Here is a 17,664-nt window from a genome sequence, read left to right as displayed (position 1 = left end):
AATCAATGATTAACATTGCCATTGATGCAATGGGTGGTGATTTTGGAGAAAAACCCATTATAGAAGGCGTTTTAAAGGCGCTAGAAGCAAAACCTTTTAACGCTATCTTAGTGGGAAATTCTAAAATTCTAAAACCTTTAATACCAAAAAAATTAGAACAATATATACAATACGAAGAAGCTAGTGAAATTTTTTCGATGAATGAAAATGCCACAGATGCTTTAAAAAATAAAGAAACAACCATATACAAAGCTATTAATTTATTAAAAGAAAAAAAAGTAGATGCTGTAGTTTCAGCGGGTCATAGTGGAGCAAGTATGTCTTTGGCTACCTTAAGGCTTGGAAGACTTAAAGGTATTTCAAGACCTGCTATTGCCACTTTAATGCCAAATATCGTTAACAAAACTTTACTTTTGGATGTTGGAGCTAATACAGATTGTAAAGCTGAAAATTTATTTCAATTTGCCATAATGGGTGAAGTTTATGCTAGAGCAATCATGCAAATTCAAAAACCACGCCTTGCTTTACTTTCTAATGGTGAAGAAGAATGCAAAGGCAATGAACTTACCAAAGAAAGTCATCAGCTTATGAAAAAAATTCCAAATTTTATAGGCAATGCTGAAGGTAGAGATATTTTCAATGGTGAAATAGATGTTTTAATCTGCGATGGTTTTGATGGAAATGTTATTTTAAAGGCTTGTGAAGGTGTGGCAACAGCTATTTTTCAGCTTCTAAAAAACGAAGTAAAGCAATCTTTTATTTCTAAAATAGGTGCTTTACTTATGAGGCCATCTTTTAAAAAATTAAAAAAACACATAGATTGGCAAGAATATGGCGGAGCACCCCTTCTTGGAGTTAATGGCTGTGTAATCATAAGTCATGGAAAAAGCGATTCTAGAGCTATTAAAAATGCAATTTTTCAAGCTATAAATTTTAGCCAGTCTCATATCAATGAACTTATAGAAAATGAACTTGGGAAATACAATGCTTAAAGCCAGTCTTAAAAGTATAGCTTCTTATATTCCAGAAAAAATTTTAAGCAATGCTGATCTTGAGAAGATGGTAGATACCACCGATGAATGGATCACTAGACGCACAGGCATTAAAGAAAGACGCATTGCTAATGAAAATGAAAATACCAGCGATTTGGGTACAAAAGCTGCATTAAAAGCCATAGAAAGAGCAAATTTAAAACCTGAAGATATTGATGCAATTCTTGTAGCCACTTTAAGTCCTGATTATTTTACTATGCCTTCAACGGCTTGTAAAATTGCTTCAAATTTAGGACTTGTAAATATTAGTGCTTTTGATATTTCAGCAGCTTGTTCTGGTTTTATCTATTTACTTGAACAAGCTAAAGCCTTAGTAGAAAGTGGTTTAAAAAAAAATGTTTTAATCATAGGAACTGAAAAAACAAGTTCAATTATGGATTACAATGACAGAAGCATTTGTATACTTTTTGGAGATGGTGCGGGTGCTGGAGTTGTAAGTTTGGACAATGAAAATCATATCCTTGATGTACATACTGCAAGCAATGGTAATTATGGAGATCTTTTAATGACTCAAAGATCGCAAAAATCAAGCCTATGTCAAACACTTTCTATGCAAATGAGGGGCAATGAAGTTTTTAAAATAGCAGTAAACACGCTTAGCAATGATGTTGTAGAAATTTTAGCTAAAAATAACATTTTAGCACAAGAAATTGATCTTTTTATTCCTCATCAAGCTAATCTACGCATCATTAAAGCCGTCCAAGAAAAACTCAATCTAAGCGATGAAAAATGTGTGATTACCGTACAAAAATATGGCAATACTTCAGCTGCTTCTATACCTATGGCAATGAATGATGCCTATGAAGAAGGTCGACTTAAAAAAGGAAGTCTGATCTTACTGGATGCTTTTGGTGGTGGTTTTACTTGGGGATCTGCGCTTTTAAAATTTGGAGGGGAGAATTTTTAATTCTCTCTTAGCTTTCCAAAAGCTTGAATTTCCACCAAATAACCTTCTGCTAAAGCACTTCCTACGCAAGCTCTAACAGGTTTAGGATAATTTTTAATCCAAGCATCATAAATTTCATTCATTGCATCAAAATCTTGCATATTAGCTAGCCAGATTTGAATTTGAATCAAATCCCCTTTGCTTGCACCTATTTTTTCAAACAAAGCATCAAGTTCTGCAAGCGCTTCTTTGGTTTGTTTTTTAATATCTCCGCTAGGTTCAAAAGCCACTTGTCCTGCAGTTTTAAAATATTTATCAAAAACAATAATTTGCGACATTCTATTACACTCATCAAAACGCTTTATCATGCATATTTTCCTTGAAATTCTTTCATAAATTCACACAAGGTTTTTACCTGATCCAAATTAAGTACATTATAAATACTTGCACGAATTCCTCCTAAAATTCTATGTCCTTTAAGTCCTATCATTCCAGCTTCTTCGGATTCTTTTACAAAAAGAGGTTCTAAATCTTTATTTTTAGCAATATTAAAACTCACATTCATTAAAGATCTATCCTTTTTATCTGCATGTCCTTTATAAAATCCATTGCTTAAATCAATACATTCATAAAGCATAGTAGCTTTTTGAGAATTTTTCTCATGCACTTTATCAAGCCCACCTTGATTTAAAAGCCAATCCATTTCAAGATTAAACATATAAATGGCAAAGGTTGGAGGCGTGTTAAACAAAGACTGATTCTCGGCATGAGTCAAATAATTTAACATACTAGGAATTTGTTTATTTTTAGATCTTTCTAACATATCTTTACGGATAAAAATACAACTTAAACCCGAAATTCCAGCATTTTTTTGCACTCCGCCATAAAAAAGAGCGATATTTGAAAAATCTACTTTTCTAGAAAAAAAATCACTCGATGCATCCACAATCAAAGGAGCTTTAGTTTTAGGATAATTTTGATATTGAGTGCCGTAAATAGTATTGTTAGAACAAATATAAGCATAATCAGCATTATCACTAAATTCCACACTAGGAATATGATCGAAATTACTTTCCTCGCTACTTGCTACGGTTTTAACATTGACACCTAAAATTTGTGCTTCTTTAATTGCTTTTTTTGTCCAAACTCCTGTATTTGCATATTCACAAACCCCGTTTAAAGCTAAATTCATAGGAATCATAGCAAATTGCAAACTTGCTCCACCTTGTAAAAATAATACTTCATAATCATCATTTAACCCGTAAAGTTTTTTAGCTTTCTCTTGTGCTCCAAAATGCACTTCTTCAAATACTTTTGTGCGGTGAGAAATTTCCATTATAGAATAGCCCCTACCTTGATAATCACAGAGTTCTTTTTGAGCTTGCTCTAAAATTTCTAAAGGTAAAGTTGATGGCCCTGCACTGAAATTGATTTTTCTCATAATCTATCCTTATAAAATTTTTGCTTCTTTTTGAGAAGTTTGAGAACTTAAAATGACAATATCATCACTCTTAAGATCTTCTAAATTTACTATTTTACCATTTTTTCTGATACAAATAAACTTTTTGCTTTTATTAAAAAAATTCTCATGTTGCAAATAAGCATTTTGCAATTTATCTAATTTTAATTCATTATAACGCATTTGATTTTCCAGTAGATGATTTAATTGCTTTTCTATATTATGGCTTTGTTTTATTTTTTCATCTATTATTTTTGGCAAAGAATTAAATTTGAAAAATTTACTTAAATTTAAAAGCAAATTTTCATAATTTTGTATTTTATGATTCCAAAGTTGTATTAATTTTTCTTCCATTAAATCTAAACTTTGCTCTATATCCAACTTAGAATAAAACAAAGTATCTATAGCAGCCGAAGGCGTTGGAGCTCTAAAATCTGCAACAAAATCACTGATAACATAATCAATCTCATGTCCTATGGCTGAAATGATAGGAGTTTTTGCTTTAAAAATCTCTCTTGCTAAATTTTCATCATTAAAACAAAAAAGATCTTCCCTGCTTCCTCCACCACGTGCTATAATAAGAATATCTAAATCCATATCATCAGCTTTTTTTAAAGCTTGCATAAGGGAAAAAGAAGCATTGCTTCCTTGAGTTAAAGTATCAAAAATATAAATTTTTGCCAAAAAATATTCTTTTTGATGAATAAGTTTTAACATATCTTGCAAAGCAGCAGAAGTTTTTGAAGTGATAATACCTACTTTTTTAGGAAATTTTGGCAGAGATTTTTTAAAGCGTGGATCAAAAAGTCCTTCTTTTTGCAAACGCTCTTTTAAAGCCAAAAACTGTGCTTCCAAATCCCCAAAACCTGCTTTTTTCATACTAGTAGCGATAAATTGATAACGACCACTTTCAGGATATAAACTCACACTTCCACAAAGCTCTAAAAAATCCCCCACTGCGGGTTTAAATCCGACTTTTAAATTAGCTCCTTTAAACATAGCACAAGCAATGCTTGATCTTTCGTCTTTTAAATCAAAATACCAATGCCCTGAACCATGCAAAGTGATTTTTGAAATTTCTCCACTTAAAACTATATCCTCAAAATGTGTTTCTAATAAAGCCTTTGCTTTAAGATTTAATTCTGTTGGTGTCATAGTTTTTTTGCTATAAACATTGAACTCACGCCAAAGCTAAAACTTTTATAATCAAGCATTTTAAAACCAGCATTTTTAAGCTCTAAAATAAACTCTTCCTTACTTAAAAATCCTTCAATAGAATTTGGCAAATACTCATAAGCACTTTTATTTTTACTGATTATCCCACCTATACTTGGTAAAATATTTTTAAGATAAAAATCTCTACAAGCTGCTATAAATCCACCCTTTTCTCTTTTTGTAAATTCCAAAACTACCAAAATACCATCTTTTTGGAGTACTCTAGCAAATTCGCTTAAGGCTTTTTGTCTTTCTACAACATTGCGAATGCCATAACTAATACTTAAAATATCTAAACTTTGACTTTCTAAAGGCAAATTTTGCGCCCCTGCTTCTATAAATTCGACATTTGGAAATTTTTCTCTTGCAACATTTAGCATACCACTACTTGGATCAATACCTTTAATATTTAAAATATTTTTTTCCATTTTTAAAGCACTCTCTTGCCAAATCTCTATCATATCCCCTGTGCCACAGGCAATATCAGCGATTTTTAAATCTTTTTTTAAATACAAACTCATCACTCTTTGACAAGCTTTTTTGCGCCACGCTACATCAGCTCCAAAGCTTAAAATTCTATTCGCCTTATCATAAGTAGGTGCAATTTGATTAAACATTTCTATAATTTTTTCTTGTTTTTGCATTTTTATCCTTTGTAAATTTTCAAATTTTTACTTGATTTTTTAAGCAATTTGCAAAATTTATTTTTATTATTGATTATTTTCGAAAAAATATTTTTATCTCTATCTTTGCAATATTTTTCATAAAGTTTGTTTAAATTTTTTATCTCTAAAAAACGATAAAAATATTCTAAAAATATTGCCAATTCAAAAAAACTATTTTCAAAAAGCTCTAAATCAAAATTTTTTAGTATATTTTTTCTAAATAAAATAATTTTTTTTCTAAGTTCTAACGCAACAAGTTGTTTAAAAAACCTATCTTTGCAATCGCCTTCATAAAAAGAATTTTCCTTTATGAAAAAATCAAAATCATTAAACAAATCTTGGATTTTTTCATCGCTTAAAAATAGCAATAAATCTTGATTTGAATTTTCACTTGCTAAAATATCTTGAGTTTTTTTCGTTATATCTTTAAACTTTAAAGCCAAAATATTACTCAAATTTTTATCTAAAATAGTACTCATGCTTGATAAAACTATATACAAACTTCTTGAATAAAATAAAAATTCACATAAACTTTGCTTATCTTTTCTCTCTAAAGATAAAGTCCAATAAAATTTTAATTTTTTAAATAAATAAAATAAAAAAATCCTAAATCCATCATAAGCATTAATATAATTTGGAAAATCCAAGCTAAAATTCTGATTTTTTTCTATAATTTTAAAACATTTCTCTATATCAAACTTTTGATATTCAAAACCATATAAAACGATATGTTTAGAATTTAAATCATGATGTAATTCTTTTTGAATTTTAAAATCTTTAGGGATTTTAAATTCATTGGAACTATCCAATGTTGGAAAAAATATTTTTAAAATACAAATTTTAGGCTCTTCATAAATATCAATATAACTTTTTAAAGAACACAATTTAAATTCGAAGCGTTCTTTTTTAATGCTCTTTCCTATAATCTTTTTTCGAGCTTTTTCAAATTTTTTTTTAGAAATTTTCTCTTCTTGATTCTGTTCTAAAATTGAATTATTAAATTTTGTAATTTTATAAAATTCATTGCAAAAACTTTGAAATTTAACACTATGATTTGAAGTTATTTGAGTATAAAAAGTTTCAAATTTAGAATTTCTAAAAGGTATATTATCTTTTTTTAAATTCTCTAAAAGAGTGCAATCAGATAGTAAAAAGTTTTTTTGAATTTCATAAACCATTAAAATAACCCTTAAAATATATGGGCTATTTTAACCTTATTTTGCTTAATGACACTTTTTACAACTATCAACATAAGCACAAACGGACAGATGATTGACGAGATTGCCTATCTTTTTTTCTAAATGCTCTTGATATTCATAAAGCTTAGCATCTTTAAAACTTAAATCCTCTATACCACCACATTTGGCGCAAACTACATGAATATGTTCTTCTTCATAAATATCGTAACAAGTTTTTTGATTTAAAACATTGATTTCAACAACTAAACCTTGTTCTTGTAAAGTATTAAGATTTTTATAAACCGTCGCTAAAGAGATTGAAGGGTATTCTTTTTTAATTTCTGCATATAATTCATCAATATTAGGATGCTCATGTCTTTTTAAAATTTTTAAAACACATAGTCTTTGCGGAGTAGCTTTTAACTCATGTTTTTTAAGCATTTGTAGTAATTCCATTGTATTTATTCCTTGCTTTTTTAAGTGGAAATAATAATAAAATTTTTATTAAAAGAAGTTTATATTAAATAATATTTTTTATTATTTAATGATAAAATTTTAAAACTTTCGTCAACAAACTATTGACATCTTTTTCTAGATTTTTTTCCACCTCACTTGTTTTTCCATGTTCAATAAATTTGTCTTCATATTCAAAGCTAACAACTTTTACATGCAAATCATATTTTTGTAAAAAATTATTAATTAAACTTTCTATACCACCAATTTTAACATTTTCACTAAAAATAAACCAAATTTTATTTTTTTTAGCAAGCTCACACAAAAGCTCTTCATCTAAAGGTTTAGCAAAAATTAAATCGATCAAATTAGCATTATTATTCATTTCTTGCAAGGCTCTTAAAACTTGCCACGCTTTTGCCACACCTTGTCCATAACCTAAAAAAGCAATTTCACTATTATTCTTTACAAGCCATTGCGCCTTACCAAGTTTTATCTCACAAGGATTAAATTCTTTATCCAAAATAAAACTCCCTCTAGGATAACGAAAAGCAATAGGTCCTTGATGTAAATAAGCATACTCCATTATATTTTGCATCATTTGCTCATCTCTTGGGGCTAAAAGAGTGAAATTTGGCAAAGGAGCTAAAAAACTAAGATCAAAAACACCTTGATGCGTCTCCCCATCTTCGCCTACTATCCCTGCTCTATCCATAGCAAAAACCACATTTAAATTCATAATCGCACAATCATGGATCACTTGATCATAGGCACGCTGTAAAAAGGTGCTATATATTACAATAAAAGGTTTAAATCCTTCTTTTGCCATAGCGGCCATAGAAGTTACTGCATGCTGTTCTGCAATAGCCACATCCCAAAAACGATTTGGATATTTTTCTATAAGCTTATCAAGACCTGTTCCACTTGGCATAGCCGCCGTAACCCCAACAATATTTTCATATTTTGAGGCTAAATCAAGCAAATTCTTAGAAAAAATTTCAGTAGCAGATTTTTTAGTATCACTTTTTTTAACACTCTCTCCACTATCTATATCAAAAGCTCCTACCCCGTGCCATTTAGCATGTTTTCCTTCAGCTAAAGCATAGCCTTTACCCTTTATGGTTTGAGCATGTATCACACAAGGCTTTTGCATAGCTTTTGCTTGTTTTAATGCAGAAATAATTTCACCTAAATTATGTCCATCAATAGGCCCTATATATTCAAGCCCTAATTCTTCAAACAAAAGCCCAGGAGTAATAAGTTTAAAACTCTCTTCAAAACGCTTAGCCATATAAGTAGCACTATCAGGTAATATATCCAACATTTTAGCAATACGCTTTTTAAAACTTTGATAAAACTGTGTTGCCATAGCCTGAGAAAGATACTTTGAAATTGCTCCAATTGGTTTTGAAATACTCATTTCATTATCATTTAAAAGTATTACGCAAGGAAATTTAGAATCACCCAATTCATTTAAAGCCTCATAGGCCATACCCGCACTTAAAGCACCATCTCCAATCAAAGCAACAGGAATACGCTTTTCACCTTTTAAAGCAATGGCCTTACAAGCACCTACTGCCAAAGAAATAGAGGTGCTAGAATGCCCTGCTACAAAATAATCTCCCTCGCTAGGTTTTGTATAACCGCTCAAACCATTGATTTGTCTTAAAGTATCAAATATTTCTTCTTTTCCGCTTAAAAGCTTGTGTGTATAAGATTGATGTGACACATCAAAAATAAAAGGATCTTTTTTTGCATCAAAAACCAAATGCATTGCTATACTAAGTTCTACAGCACCCAAATTTGAACTTAAATGTCCACCATTTTTACTCACAACTTGTATGATTTTTTCACGTATAGATGCTGCTAAATTTTCTAATTCTTTTAAACTTAGCTTTTCTAACTCTTCTTGAGTATGGGCAAATTTTTTACTCATTATTCACCATTTTTTTAATTTTAGTTAGACGAGAGTTAAGATTGGATTCTATATTGCCTGCGTCACTTATAATAATAACACTTCCTTTGCTAATTGCATCATCAAGACTTATTTTAATATGAGCATTCTGATCAAATTGCTCTTTTAAATACTCATAATCCTCTGCATTAACCTTAAGCTCAATTGCACTAGCACCCTTAAGCTCGCCGATTAAATCTTTGGCCAAAGCATAAGCTATCTTACTTGAATTTAGTTCAAGTTCTTTTAAGATTACTTCTTTAGCGATATCTATAGCAGTATCTGCTAATTCTTTCTCGTTTTTTTCTATAAAATTTTCAAGATTTTCACAAGCATTATCGAGCTTGGCTATACTTTTTAAATACTTATCTTTAAAATCACTCAATTCCTTTTGAAATTCTTCTTTTGCTTTCTCATAACCTTCTTTGGCAAATTTTTCTTTAGCATTTTCAAGTTCTGAATTTAAGCGGTTATTAAATTCATTCTCTTGACTTTCTATTTGCATTTGAAGTTTAATAATATTGCTTGACATTTCATCTGTTTTTTTAAGCAAATCTTCAACAAAACTTGGTTGAAATGTTGGAATTTGAGTTTCCATAACAGCTTGCGTAGGGGCAATAGCATGATTTTCTTCGACTGATTTTTCATCATTTAAAGATATATTAGCATTTTCTTCATCTGGAGTTTGAGTATGTTTTTTTTCACCTGTATGATTATCAAATTCTGAAATAACTTTAAAACGATATCCTTCAACAACATGCTGATCAGAAGCCCCACCAGAAATTACATTGCTACGATTAACCATCTCTCACCTACTCTATCATTTCATCCGCATCGCCTGTTTGAACAAGACCTTGTTCTGCAAGTTTTTGCACCACTTCAACAACCTTTCTTTGTGCATCTTCAACATCTTTAACACGCACAGCACCCAAAAAACCCATTTCTTCAAGAAAAGCTTCGCTTGCACGCGTAGACATATTGGCTAAGAATTTTTGCTTTAACTCTTCACTTGCGCCTTTTAAACCTATCATTAAATCACGCTTATCAGCTACTTTTAAAATTTCTCTTATAGCTTGAGTACTAAGTTTTTGTATATCATCGAAAGTGAACATAAGCTCTTTAATAGTCTCTGCTAAGCGTTCATCACTTTGTTCAATATAAGTAATGGTTGATTTGCTTGCTTTTTGACCCAAACGATTAAGCACTTCTGCTACTGCTCTTGGGCCGCCCACTTCAACCTTATAAGAGGTAAGACTTTCAAGCTTGCTTTCTAGCACTGCAGAAACTCTTTTAATAATACTTGGAGAAATATCGCCAAGATTTGCCATTCTTATAACCACCTCAGCCCTTAATTCATCACTAAAATACTCTAAAGTTTCTGCCGCATGAATAGAATCCATATGTGCCAAAATAAGAGCGATGGTTTGTGGGTGCTCTTTAGTAATAAAGTCTGCAAGTTGCTGTGGTTTAATTTGCGCCAAATAAGCAAAATTTTGATTATTCTCCATACTTTTAGTGAGTTTTTCAAGAATTTTATTTGCAATCTCTGGCCCAAAAGTACGAAAAAGTATTTCTTTAGCATATTCCAAACCACCACTTTTAATATATTGATTTGATTGAAGCAGAGTGTAAAATTCTTCTAAAACTGCAGTAGCTACGGATCTATCAACATTTTTAGCCATAGCAATATAACGTGAAATTTCTGTAATTACATCAATTTCCATATGTGAAAACACAGAAGTTGTTGCATCTTCGCCAAGTTGTATAAGAAATATCGCCACCTTTTCAGGCATCGATAAATCATCATAGACCATTTTTTGTTCTTCACTTAGCTTTATCATCACATATCCTTTTCACCGAATTCACTATCGTTTTGAATTAAATTTTGCAAAAGTGCAGCAATTTCCTCGCTTTTATCACTTACCAAACCACGCAATTTTTCAAGCAAAACCTCATACTGGATAGAATCTTCATTGAAATTATCTCCAAAACCAAGTTGTTCTTCAACTTTTTTCCTTGCTGCATTCATTTTTTCCAAAGTATCTTCAACATCATCTAAAACAGCATTTGGACCTTGCTGCATTTCTTCTTGCGCTGCGACATCTTCAAGCATTTTTTGAGTAAATGGAGTAATAACTTTTTTGTAAAAAATAAAAAGTAAAATCGCTGCAATAAAATACTTAACCGGTGGAATAAACGGCTCAATAAAACGATTATAAAAAGTTTTAACTTTACTCTCAACTCTAATCGACTCACGATGAAATGGTAAATTTTGAACTACAACACTATCACCTCTAGTAGCACTAAAATTAATAGTATTTTTAACTATACTCTCAACACTTGCAAGCTCTTCTTTGGTTAATGGAACATATTCGCTTTTCACATCCCCATTTTCATCAACCACATCTTGATATTTTCCATCTATAGTAACAGCTGCTGAAGTGCGTAAAACTGTTGCAAATTGTTTTTTGGTATTTGTAATAGTTTTAGAAAGTTCATTATTTGTAGTAACTTGATTTTTTTTATAAGTGTCAATTTGACCCTTATTGTCAAGTCCTTCAACAGGACCTATATTAGAAACAGCACCTGGAACACCCTGAATTTCTGGATCTTTTCTACCTGTTCTTTCCTCGTTTAAAGTTTGCTCGCTACGCACTATAGGATTTGGATCATAAATTTCACTTTGAGATTCTTGCTTGGAAAAATCAAAATCTATATTTACACTCACTTTTACTTTATCCATACCACCTGCAAAAGGAGCTAAATTTTCTATAATCTTATCTTCTAAAGCTTTTTCTTGATCACTTTTAAATTTAATTTGCGCACGAACCAAATCATCTTCATATGCTTCTTGCTCATCTAAAGGCACACCACTTTGATCACTAATCTTAACATTTTCTTTAGTAAGTTTTGGAACTGCCGCTGAAACAATATTTTTTATACCATCAATTTGTTTTCTAGTAAGCTTTAAGCCTTCGCGAACATTAACAACAACTGAAGCTGTAGGCGGAATTTGCCTTTCGGTAAAAACACTATCTTTAGGAAATGCTATGTGTACAACAGCGCTACGAATAGGTTCTAAAGTCTCAATAGTTCTTGCAAGTTCGCCTTCTATGGCTCTTTGGTATTTTACCTTTTGTTCTTCATTTGTAGCTCCAAAAGCTTGAGTATCAAAAGCTTCAAAACCCACGCGACTATCTTTTATAAGACCTTCGCTTGCAATAAACATTCTTTGACGATAAACCTGATCTTGTGGAACTAAAATTTTATTTTCACTTTCTAATTTATAGGGAATATTATTTTGTTCAAGTTTAGCTACAATTGCAGCAGAAGAACTTGGGCTTACATTTTCAACTAAAACTGCATATCCATTATTTGCATTACTGCCACTTCCGCGAAATAAAGCTAAAAAAACCAAAAACCCAACCACCACTACAATAGATGCAGCAATCACTATACGCTGCTTGCGAGTTAAATTTTGATAAAGTTGCCCAATTTGATGAAACATATTTTTAAAATCCATTAATTCTCATCCCTTAGTTTGGCGAATTTTACATATTTTTATTTGATTTATATCTATCTTAAAATCTTATCAAATTCTGTAAAAAATCTTTCATTTTCATAAGATGTTCCTATAGTAATGCGTATAGCATTTAAACCATAGCTTTTTAAATTTCTTATTATTATACCCTTTTTAAGCAATTTTTCAGACAAATCTGTACTATTTTTTTCATCAAAAAAATAAGTGATGAAATTTGTATAACTATCAATGATTTTGATATTATGTTTTTTAGCAAATTCTTTATAAAGCTCCATTTGAGAAAAATTATTCTCTAAAGTTTTTTCAGTAAATTCATCATCATCCATTGCTGCAACTGCTGCTTTTAAAGCAAGATTGCTCACATTAAAAGGCGCACGAAGCTTGTAAAATGCACTAATAATACTAGCATCAGCTATGCCATAACCAATGCGTAAGCCTCCTAATCCATAAAGCTTAGAAAAAGTTCCCAAATAAAGTACATTGTCAAATTCTTTAATCAATTCACAAGGTTCTAAATGTTTTTTGCTATCTTTAAAACTTGCAAATTCATTATAAGCTGCATCAATCACAACTAAACAATCCTCCTCCACACCTTTAATAAATTTGGTCACTTCACTTGCATCCAAACACTCGCCTAAAGGATTGTTTGGCAAGCATAAGAAAATGAGTTTAATTTCATCTTTGTGCGTTTCATAAAGCTTTTTAAACTCATCTAAATTATGAGTAATGCTTTGAGTTTTATAGCACTTTGCACCGCATTGTTTGGCGTAAATTTCATACATAGCAAAGGTAACTCCAGCTTGCAAAAAAGCATTTTTAGAATTTAACTTAGCATGTATAGCAAATTCAATCACTTGATCACTGCCTGCACCGATAATAATATTTTCATTTTGAACTTTGTATTTTTGAGCCAATGTGCTTTTAAGTTCTATCATACTATCATCAGGGTAAAGATGGGCTTTGTTTGCATTTTGTCTTAAACATTCTATAGCTTTTGGTGGCGTGCCAAAAGGATTTTCATTACTTGCTAATTTTATCACTTCTTTAACGCCATATTCTTTAGCAATAACTTCTATATCTTTGCCGGGTTCATAATTGCTTAAATGATTTAAAAATTCATTAAATTTCATCTTTCTCTCCTGATAAATAAGATCCAAGCCAAACAATCTCTTGTATATCTTTTAAAGCTTTTTTTACATTTTCATCATCAATATGCCCTTCAAAATCTATATAAAAACTGTGTAAAAATTCTTTTGATTTTACAGGACGAGATTCAAGCTTGGTAAGATTGATATTTTCTTTTTTAAACTGCTCTAATAAAAAGCTAAGCCCCCCAGGTTTATGTGCTGTGTGTGCTAAAATAGAAGTTTTACAATTTGGTATTTTAGGATTTTTAATATCGCTTAAAATTAAAAATCTTGTTTTATTGGCTGCATTATCTTCTATTTTATCAAAAAGCACAGGCACATTATAAAGCTTAGCCGCTATTTTAGAGCAAATTGCTGCTGCATATTTATCTTGCGAAGCTAGATAAGCCGCATTAGCTGTAGATTTTGAAGGAACAAATTCTATAGCACTAAGTTCATGACTTTCTAAAAATTTACGACATTGATTATAACCTTGTGGATGCGAATAAATACGTTTGATTTCTTTTAAATTTTCATTAATTCCCACAAAAGAATGATGAATATCCATATAAATTTCACCAAAAATTTTAAGCTCATTATACCTACCTAGACAATCTAAAGTAATACCTACTGCACCTTCGGTATTATTTTCTATAGGCACAACACCGTATTTTGCTTCTTTGTTGCTTAACTCTTTAAAAACATCTTCGATATTAGCCAAGGCTATATAACGACTCATCGCTCCAAAACGACTTCTTGCTGCTTGATGAGTATAAGTTCCTTCAGGCCCTAAATAAGCTATAGTTTGAGGCATTTCTAAATTTCTTGAAACTGCAAAAATTTCTTGATAAATTGCCTCTATGGCATTTTGATCTAAAAGTCCTAAATTTGCATTTTTTAAACGATTGATAATGGCTCTTTCGCGCTCAGGACGATAAATACTTCCCCCGCTACTTTGTTTAAGCTCGCCTATGCTTTTAACATAAGTCATTCTTTCGTTTAAAAGTTCTAAAATTTTATCATCAACCGCATCGATTTTATTTCTAAATTCTTCTAAATTTAGCATTTTAGCTCCTTTAAAAACTCAAAAACACTAGGATAAACTCCATCAAGCAAATCCGTATCAAGCCCTTTTGTGTCGCTTATTTTGCCGCTTAAAACTAGTAAGGTTTTCATGCCGAGTTCTTTTGCCTTAAGCAAATCTCCTCTAAAATCATCACTAATGATTTTAATATCTTCAAAATCGATTTTTGAATTTTGTCTTCTTATCAAATTTAAAGCTTCTTTATAAAAAGCAATGCTAGGCTTACCCACAACCTCGTATTTAAAATCAATAGCATTTTTAAGCATAGCCATAATGCTACCTACACCAGGATAAGGCCTGCCATCTTTTTTATAAATGCTAGTTTCGTGCATAGCTATAAACCTAACTTCTCTTCTAGCAAATTCTATCATAGTGGCAAAATCTTTAAATTTAAAATCATCATAACTAGCTACAAGCACAGCACTAGGATTTACAAAATCAAATTCAAAACCAAGATTTTCAAGACTTTTTACAAACTCATCTGCACCAAAAGCCGCAACTTTACAAGGTTTTAAAAGGTGTTTTAAAACGCTAAAAGGATCAATATAAGCATTTTCTTTTATAGCCAATCCTTTTTGCTGTAATTTTTCTAAAAAATCAAGTTTTTTTGTATTGTTAGTAATAATAACATAAGGAAGATTTTTTGCATTTAAAAAATCGATCAATTCTTTAGCACCATGGATTAAACTCTTATCATGATCAGAAATTAAAGTCCCTTGAACATCTAAAAAAAACATTTTAAGCCTTTAAAAATTTCTCTTCTAAAGCGATTTGATCTTCAAAATTTTCTCTTTGACGGATCAATCTTACCTGTCCTTCTTCGAGGGCTAATTCGCAAACTTTATTACGAGTATTGTAATTACTACTCATGCTAAAACCATAAGCTCCAGTATTTTTAATAACCATTATATCACCACTTTGAGTGCTGGGTAAAGACCTTGCTTTAGCAAAAAAGTCTCCACTCTCACAAATTCCGCCCACAACATCACATAAACTCTCTTGGGCTTGATTATAAGGTAAGATTATTTCATGATAAGCCTCGTATAAACTTGGGCGTATAAGATCATTCATCGCTCCATCTACTACAACAAAACGCTTGATTTTATTTTGTTTTTCATAAAGCACTGAACAAACAAATTCTCCACTTTTAGCAACTAAATACCTTCCAGGCTCCATTCCTATAGTTAAATCAAGCCCATGAAGTTGTGCTAATACACCTTGTGCATAACTATAAAGATCAACTTCACACTCATCTTTTTCATAAGCCACACCCAAACCACCGCCTATATCAAAAAATTTAAGATCGATTTGCAAGGCTTTTAACTCTCTTACAAGTTTTGCAACGATGCCTGCTGCTTCATGAATGGGAGAAATATCTAAAAGTTGCGAACCTATATGAAAATGCACTCCAACAGGCTCTAAAAAAGATGAATTTTTTGCATAAAGATACATTTTTCTTGCTGTATCAATTTCAACACCAAATTTATTTTCATTTAATCCTGTAGAAATATAAGGATGTGTTTTTGCATCAACATTTGGATTAACACGAATACTAATTCTTGCCTTTAGATTAAGTTCTTTAGCCACACTTTCTAAAAGCATCATTTCAGCTTCGCTTTCAAGGTTAATATATAAAATATCATATTCTAAAGCTTGTCTTAACTCTTCTTTGGTTTTTCCTACTCCACTAAAAATAATCTTATAAGCTTTTGCCCCTGCTTTTAAGGCACGCTTTACCTCGCCTATACTCACACAATCAAATCCACTATCTAAATTTGCAAGCATTTGCAACAAACTTAAATTTGAATTGGCTTTTACAGCATAAAAAATTTGAGATTTTCTAGCCTTAAAAGCCTCTTTGAGATTTAAAAAACGCTCTTTTATGAAATCAAAATTGTAAATATAAAAAGGAGTATTAAATTCTTGCTTTAATTGTTTATAATCCATATTTAACCTTTAATTTTTATAATTTTACTACACAAAGCTTAATTTATCGATGCTTATAATACATATAAGCACTTAAACAACCCAAAATTATAATAGGCGCTACAATGCCAATTTCACTTGCAATCACACTATTTTCGCTTAATCTAGTAAGCAAAAACAAGACTCCCCAAATCATCAAAGTCGCTACAAAAGCTATAAAAGTTACAAAAGCAAGATTAAAAAATCTTGCTATTACAGGAAAAAAATAATACATAATAAGCATTAAAAATGGTGCAAAAAAAGGAGTAAAAACAAATTTATAAAGATTGATTTTAAGAGCATCTGTATTGACATTTTGTGCTTTAAAAAGCTCAAAACTTTCAAGTGCATCAGATATTGAATAATCACTATTACTAGCAACCCCTTCTATAATCTTTGGTTTAAAACCCTCAAGTGATTTAAGCTCGGAGAAATCTTGTATTTTTAAGCCATCATTAGCAAGTTCATAGTTTTTAGGTAATAATGTAATATTACCATCTCGCAAAATCCAGCTTTCACCTTCAAAATGGGCATTTTTAGCACTTACAAAAGAGCTTAAATTTAAATCATTGATATTAAAAATTTTTATATTTTGAGCACTATTTTGTCCATTGTTTATCTTTGAAATATAAACAAAATTATTGTTAAATTTCAAAAACACTTCTCCACTTTGATTCATAATAGTGCCATTTTTTAAAATATTTCTCTTATAATCATTTGCATAAGCAAAAGAAGTAAAATTCAATCCTATATAAACACAACAAAAAAATAAAGCCCATAAAAAAGGAAATAAAATAACATAATTTCTGCTCAGTCCTAACGCATAAAGACTTACAAATTCATTTGCTCTGATCATAGAAATCAAAGAAACTACCAAGGCAAAAATCAAAGAAATGGGTAATACATAAGGCACTGCCGAGAAAGATAAAAACATAACATAAAGCAAATCAAGATTTGCGGCTTTTGGTAGATCTTTAAAATTTAAGAGCAAATCAATACCGCAATAAAAACCAAGTAAAGAAAAAAATATGATAAAAAAATTTTTTAGATAAATCCCTGAAATAAAACGAAAAAATATCCACATC

The 17,664-nt window shown here is 30.7% G+C and carries 17 protein-coding genes; 2 read left to right on the top strand and 15 right to left on the bottom strand.

The window, feature by feature from the left end; genetic code table 11:
• The first annotated feature begins 5 nt into the window (after window positions 1-5).
• Both plsX and AJ888_RS06735 read left to right on the top strand, forming a co-directional pair.
• On the top strand, window positions 6-992 hold the full coding sequence (gene plsX / locus AJ888_RS06740; RefSeq protein ID WP_002861109.1) for a phosphate acyltransferase PlsX: 987 nt from the start codon (window positions 6-8) through the stop codon (window positions 990-992).
• Complete coding sequence (locus AJ888_RS06735; RefSeq protein ID WP_070296215.1) at window positions 985-1,959, top strand: beta-ketoacyl-ACP synthase III; 975 nt, start codon at window positions 985-987, stop codon at window positions 1,957-1,959. Before plsX ends, AJ888_RS06735 begins: the two co-directional genes overlap by 8 nt.
• Here AJ888_RS06735 and AJ888_RS06730 read toward each other — a convergent pair.
• From AJ888_RS06730 to AJ888_RS06660, 15 genes are all read right to left on the bottom strand, one after another.
• Window positions 1,956-2,306: a RidA family protein gene (locus AJ888_RS06730; RefSeq protein WP_070296214.1), complete on the bottom strand. Its 351-nt coding sequence runs from the start codon at window positions 2,304-2,306 to the stop codon at window positions 1,956-1,958. The genes AJ888_RS06735 and AJ888_RS06730 overlap by 4 nt on opposite strands.
• Entirely contained in the window at window positions 2,303-3,379 is a 1,077-nt protein-coding gene (gene serC / locus AJ888_RS06725) for a phosphoserine transaminase (RefSeq protein ID WP_070296213.1), read from the bottom strand. Before serC ends, AJ888_RS06730 begins: the two co-directional genes overlap by 4 nt.
• Window positions 3,380-3,388: 9 nt before the next feature.
• Window positions 3,389-4,552 carry an exodeoxyribonuclease VII large subunit gene (gene xseA, locus AJ888_RS06720; protein ID WP_070296212.1) on the bottom strand — a complete coding sequence of 388 codons (1,164 nt, stop codon included), beginning with the start codon at window positions 4,550-4,552 and terminating at the stop codon, window positions 3,389-3,391.
• Window positions 4,549-5,256 (bottom strand): bifunctional demethylmenaquinone methyltransferase/2-methoxy-6-polyprenyl-1,4-benzoquinol methylase UbiE, encoded by a 708-nt coding sequence (gene ubiE / locus AJ888_RS06715; RefSeq protein WP_070295317.1) that lies wholly within the window; start codon window positions 5,254-5,256, stop codon window positions 4,549-4,551. Before ubiE ends, xseA begins: the two co-directional genes overlap by 4 nt.
• A gap of 2 nt (window positions 5,257-5,258) precedes the next feature.
• The gene (locus AJ888_RS06710) at window positions 5,259-6,455 is read right to left on the bottom strand and encodes a hypothetical protein (RefSeq protein ID WP_002861103.1); all 1,197 of its coding nucleotides are present in this window, start codon (window positions 6,453-6,455) and stop codon (window positions 5,259-5,261) included.
• A gap of 45 nt (window positions 6,456-6,500) precedes the next feature.
• Window positions 6,501-6,911: a peroxide-responsive transcriptional repressor PerR gene (gene perR, locus AJ888_RS06705; RefSeq protein ID WP_002861102.1), complete on the bottom strand. Its 411-nt coding sequence runs from the start codon at window positions 6,909-6,911 to the stop codon at window positions 6,501-6,503.
• A gap of 85 nt (window positions 6,912-6,996) precedes the next feature.
• Window positions 6,997-8,844, bottom strand: a complete 1,848-nt coding sequence (gene dxs, locus AJ888_RS06700) for a 1-deoxy-D-xylulose-5-phosphate synthase (protein ID WP_070296211.1) — start codon at window positions 8,842-8,844, stop codon at window positions 6,997-6,999.
• The gene (gene fliH / locus AJ888_RS06695; protein ID WP_002861100.1) at window positions 8,837-9,667 is read right to left on the bottom strand and encodes a flagellar assembly protein FliH; all 831 of its coding nucleotides are present in this window, start codon (window positions 9,665-9,667) and stop codon (window positions 8,837-8,839) included. Before fliH ends, dxs begins: the two co-directional genes overlap by 8 nt.
• A 7-nt stretch (window positions 9,668-9,674) precedes the next feature.
• On the bottom strand, window positions 9,675-10,703 hold the full coding sequence (gene fliG, locus AJ888_RS06690; RefSeq protein ID WP_002854670.1) for a flagellar motor switch protein FliG: 1,029 nt from the start codon (window positions 10,701-10,703) through the stop codon (window positions 9,675-9,677).
• On the bottom strand, window positions 10,703-12,385 hold the full coding sequence (fliF, locus tag AJ888_RS06685) for a flagellar basal-body MS-ring/collar protein FliF (protein WP_002861099.1): 1,683 nt from the start codon (window positions 12,383-12,385) through the stop codon (window positions 10,703-10,705). The genes fliG and fliF overlap by 1 nt, the downstream gene beginning before the upstream one ends.
• Before the next feature lie 53 nt (window positions 12,386-12,438).
• A complete protein-coding gene (gene hisC, locus AJ888_RS06680; protein WP_002922251.1) occupies window positions 12,439-13,533 on the bottom strand; it encodes a histidinol-phosphate transaminase in 1,095 nt (364 codons plus the stop codon).
• A complete protein-coding gene (pheA, locus tag AJ888_RS06675) occupies window positions 13,523-14,596 on the bottom strand; it encodes a prephenate dehydratase (RefSeq protein ID WP_044779539.1) in 1,074 nt (357 codons plus the stop codon). The genes hisC and pheA overlap by 11 nt, the downstream gene beginning before the upstream one ends.
• Window positions 14,590-15,351: an HAD-IIA family hydrolase gene (locus tag AJ888_RS06670; RefSeq protein ID WP_044793926.1), complete on the bottom strand. Its 762-nt coding sequence runs from the start codon at window positions 15,349-15,351 to the stop codon at window positions 14,590-14,592. The genes pheA and AJ888_RS06670 overlap by 7 nt, the downstream gene beginning before the upstream one ends.
• Window position 15,352: 1 nt before the next feature.
• A complete protein-coding gene (gene lysA, locus AJ888_RS06665; protein ID WP_070296210.1) occupies window positions 15,353-16,561 on the bottom strand; it encodes a diaminopimelate decarboxylase in 1,209 nt (402 codons plus the stop codon).
• Between the two features lie 43 nt (window positions 16,562-16,604).
• On the bottom strand, window positions 16,605-17,663 hold the full coding sequence (locus tag AJ888_RS06660; protein WP_002870737.1) for an LptF/LptG family permease: 1,059 nt from the start codon (window positions 17,661-17,663) through the stop codon (window positions 16,605-16,607).
• Window position 17,664: the final 1 nt, after the last annotated feature.

Origin of the sequence: Campylobacter sp. BCW_6467 (assembly GCF_001762855.1) — a bacterium.
GTDB lineage: Bacteria > Campylobacterota > Campylobacteria > Campylobacterales > Campylobacteraceae > Campylobacter_D > Campylobacter_D jejuni.
This window is presented reverse-complemented; position numbering and strand designations above follow the sequence as displayed.

Coding starts and splice junctions, on each gene's coding strand:
- plsX (WP_002861109.1), top strand. CDS start 6: ATGATTAACATTGCCATTGATGCAATGGGTGGTGATTTTGGAGAAAAA.
- AJ888_RS06735 (WP_070296215.1), top strand. CDS start 985: ATGCTTAAAGCCAGTCTTAAAAGTATAGCTTCTTATATTCCAGAAAAA.
- AJ888_RS06730 (WP_070296214.1), bottom strand. CDS start 2,306: ATGATAAAGCGTTTTGATGAGTGTAATAGAATGTCGCAAATTATTGTT.
- serC (WP_070296213.1), bottom strand. CDS start 3,379: ATGAGAAAAATCAATTTCAGTGCAGGGCCATCAACTTTACCTTTAGAA.
- xseA (WP_070296212.1), bottom strand. CDS start 4,552: ATGACACCAACAGAATTAAATCTTAAAGCAAAGGCTTTATTAGAAACA.
- ubiE (WP_070295317.1), bottom strand. CDS start 5,256: ATGCAAAAACAAGAAAAAATTATAGAAATGTTTAATCAAATTGCACCT.
- AJ888_RS06710 (WP_002861103.1), bottom strand. CDS start 6,455: ATGGTTTATGAAATTCAAAAAAACTTTTTACTATCTGATTGCACTCTT.
- perR (WP_002861102.1), bottom strand. CDS start 6,911: ATGGAATTACTACAAATGCTTAAAAAACATGAGTTAAAAGCTACTCCG.
- dxs (WP_070296211.1), bottom strand. CDS start 8,844: ATGAGTAAAAAATTTGCCCATACTCAAGAAGAGTTAGAAAAGCTAAGT.
- fliH (WP_002861100.1), bottom strand. CDS start 9,667: ATGGTTAATCGTAGCAATGTAATTTCTGGTGGGGCTTCTGATCAGCAT.
- fliG (WP_002854670.1), bottom strand. CDS start 10,703: ATGATAAAGCTAAGTGAAGAACAAAAAATGGTCTATGATGATTTATCG.
- fliF (WP_002861099.1), bottom strand. CDS start 12,385: ATGGATTTTAAAAATATGTTTCATCAAATTGGGCAACTTTATCAAAAT.
- hisC (WP_002922251.1), bottom strand. CDS start 13,533: ATGAAATTTAATGAATTTTTAAATCATTTAAGCAATTATGAACCCGGC.
- pheA (WP_044779539.1), bottom strand. CDS start 14,596: ATGCTAAATTTAGAAGAATTTAGAAATAAAATCGATGCGGTTGATGAT.
- AJ888_RS06670 (WP_044793926.1), bottom strand. CDS start 15,351: ATGTTTTTTTTAGATGTTCAAGGGACTTTAATTTCTGATCATGATAAG.
- lysA (WP_070296210.1), bottom strand. CDS start 16,561: ATGGATTATAAACAATTAAAGCAAGAATTTAATACTCCTTTTTATATT.
- AJ888_RS06660 (WP_002870737.1), bottom strand. CDS start 17,663: ATGTGGATATTTTTTCGTTTTATTTCAGGGATTTATCTAAAAAATTTT.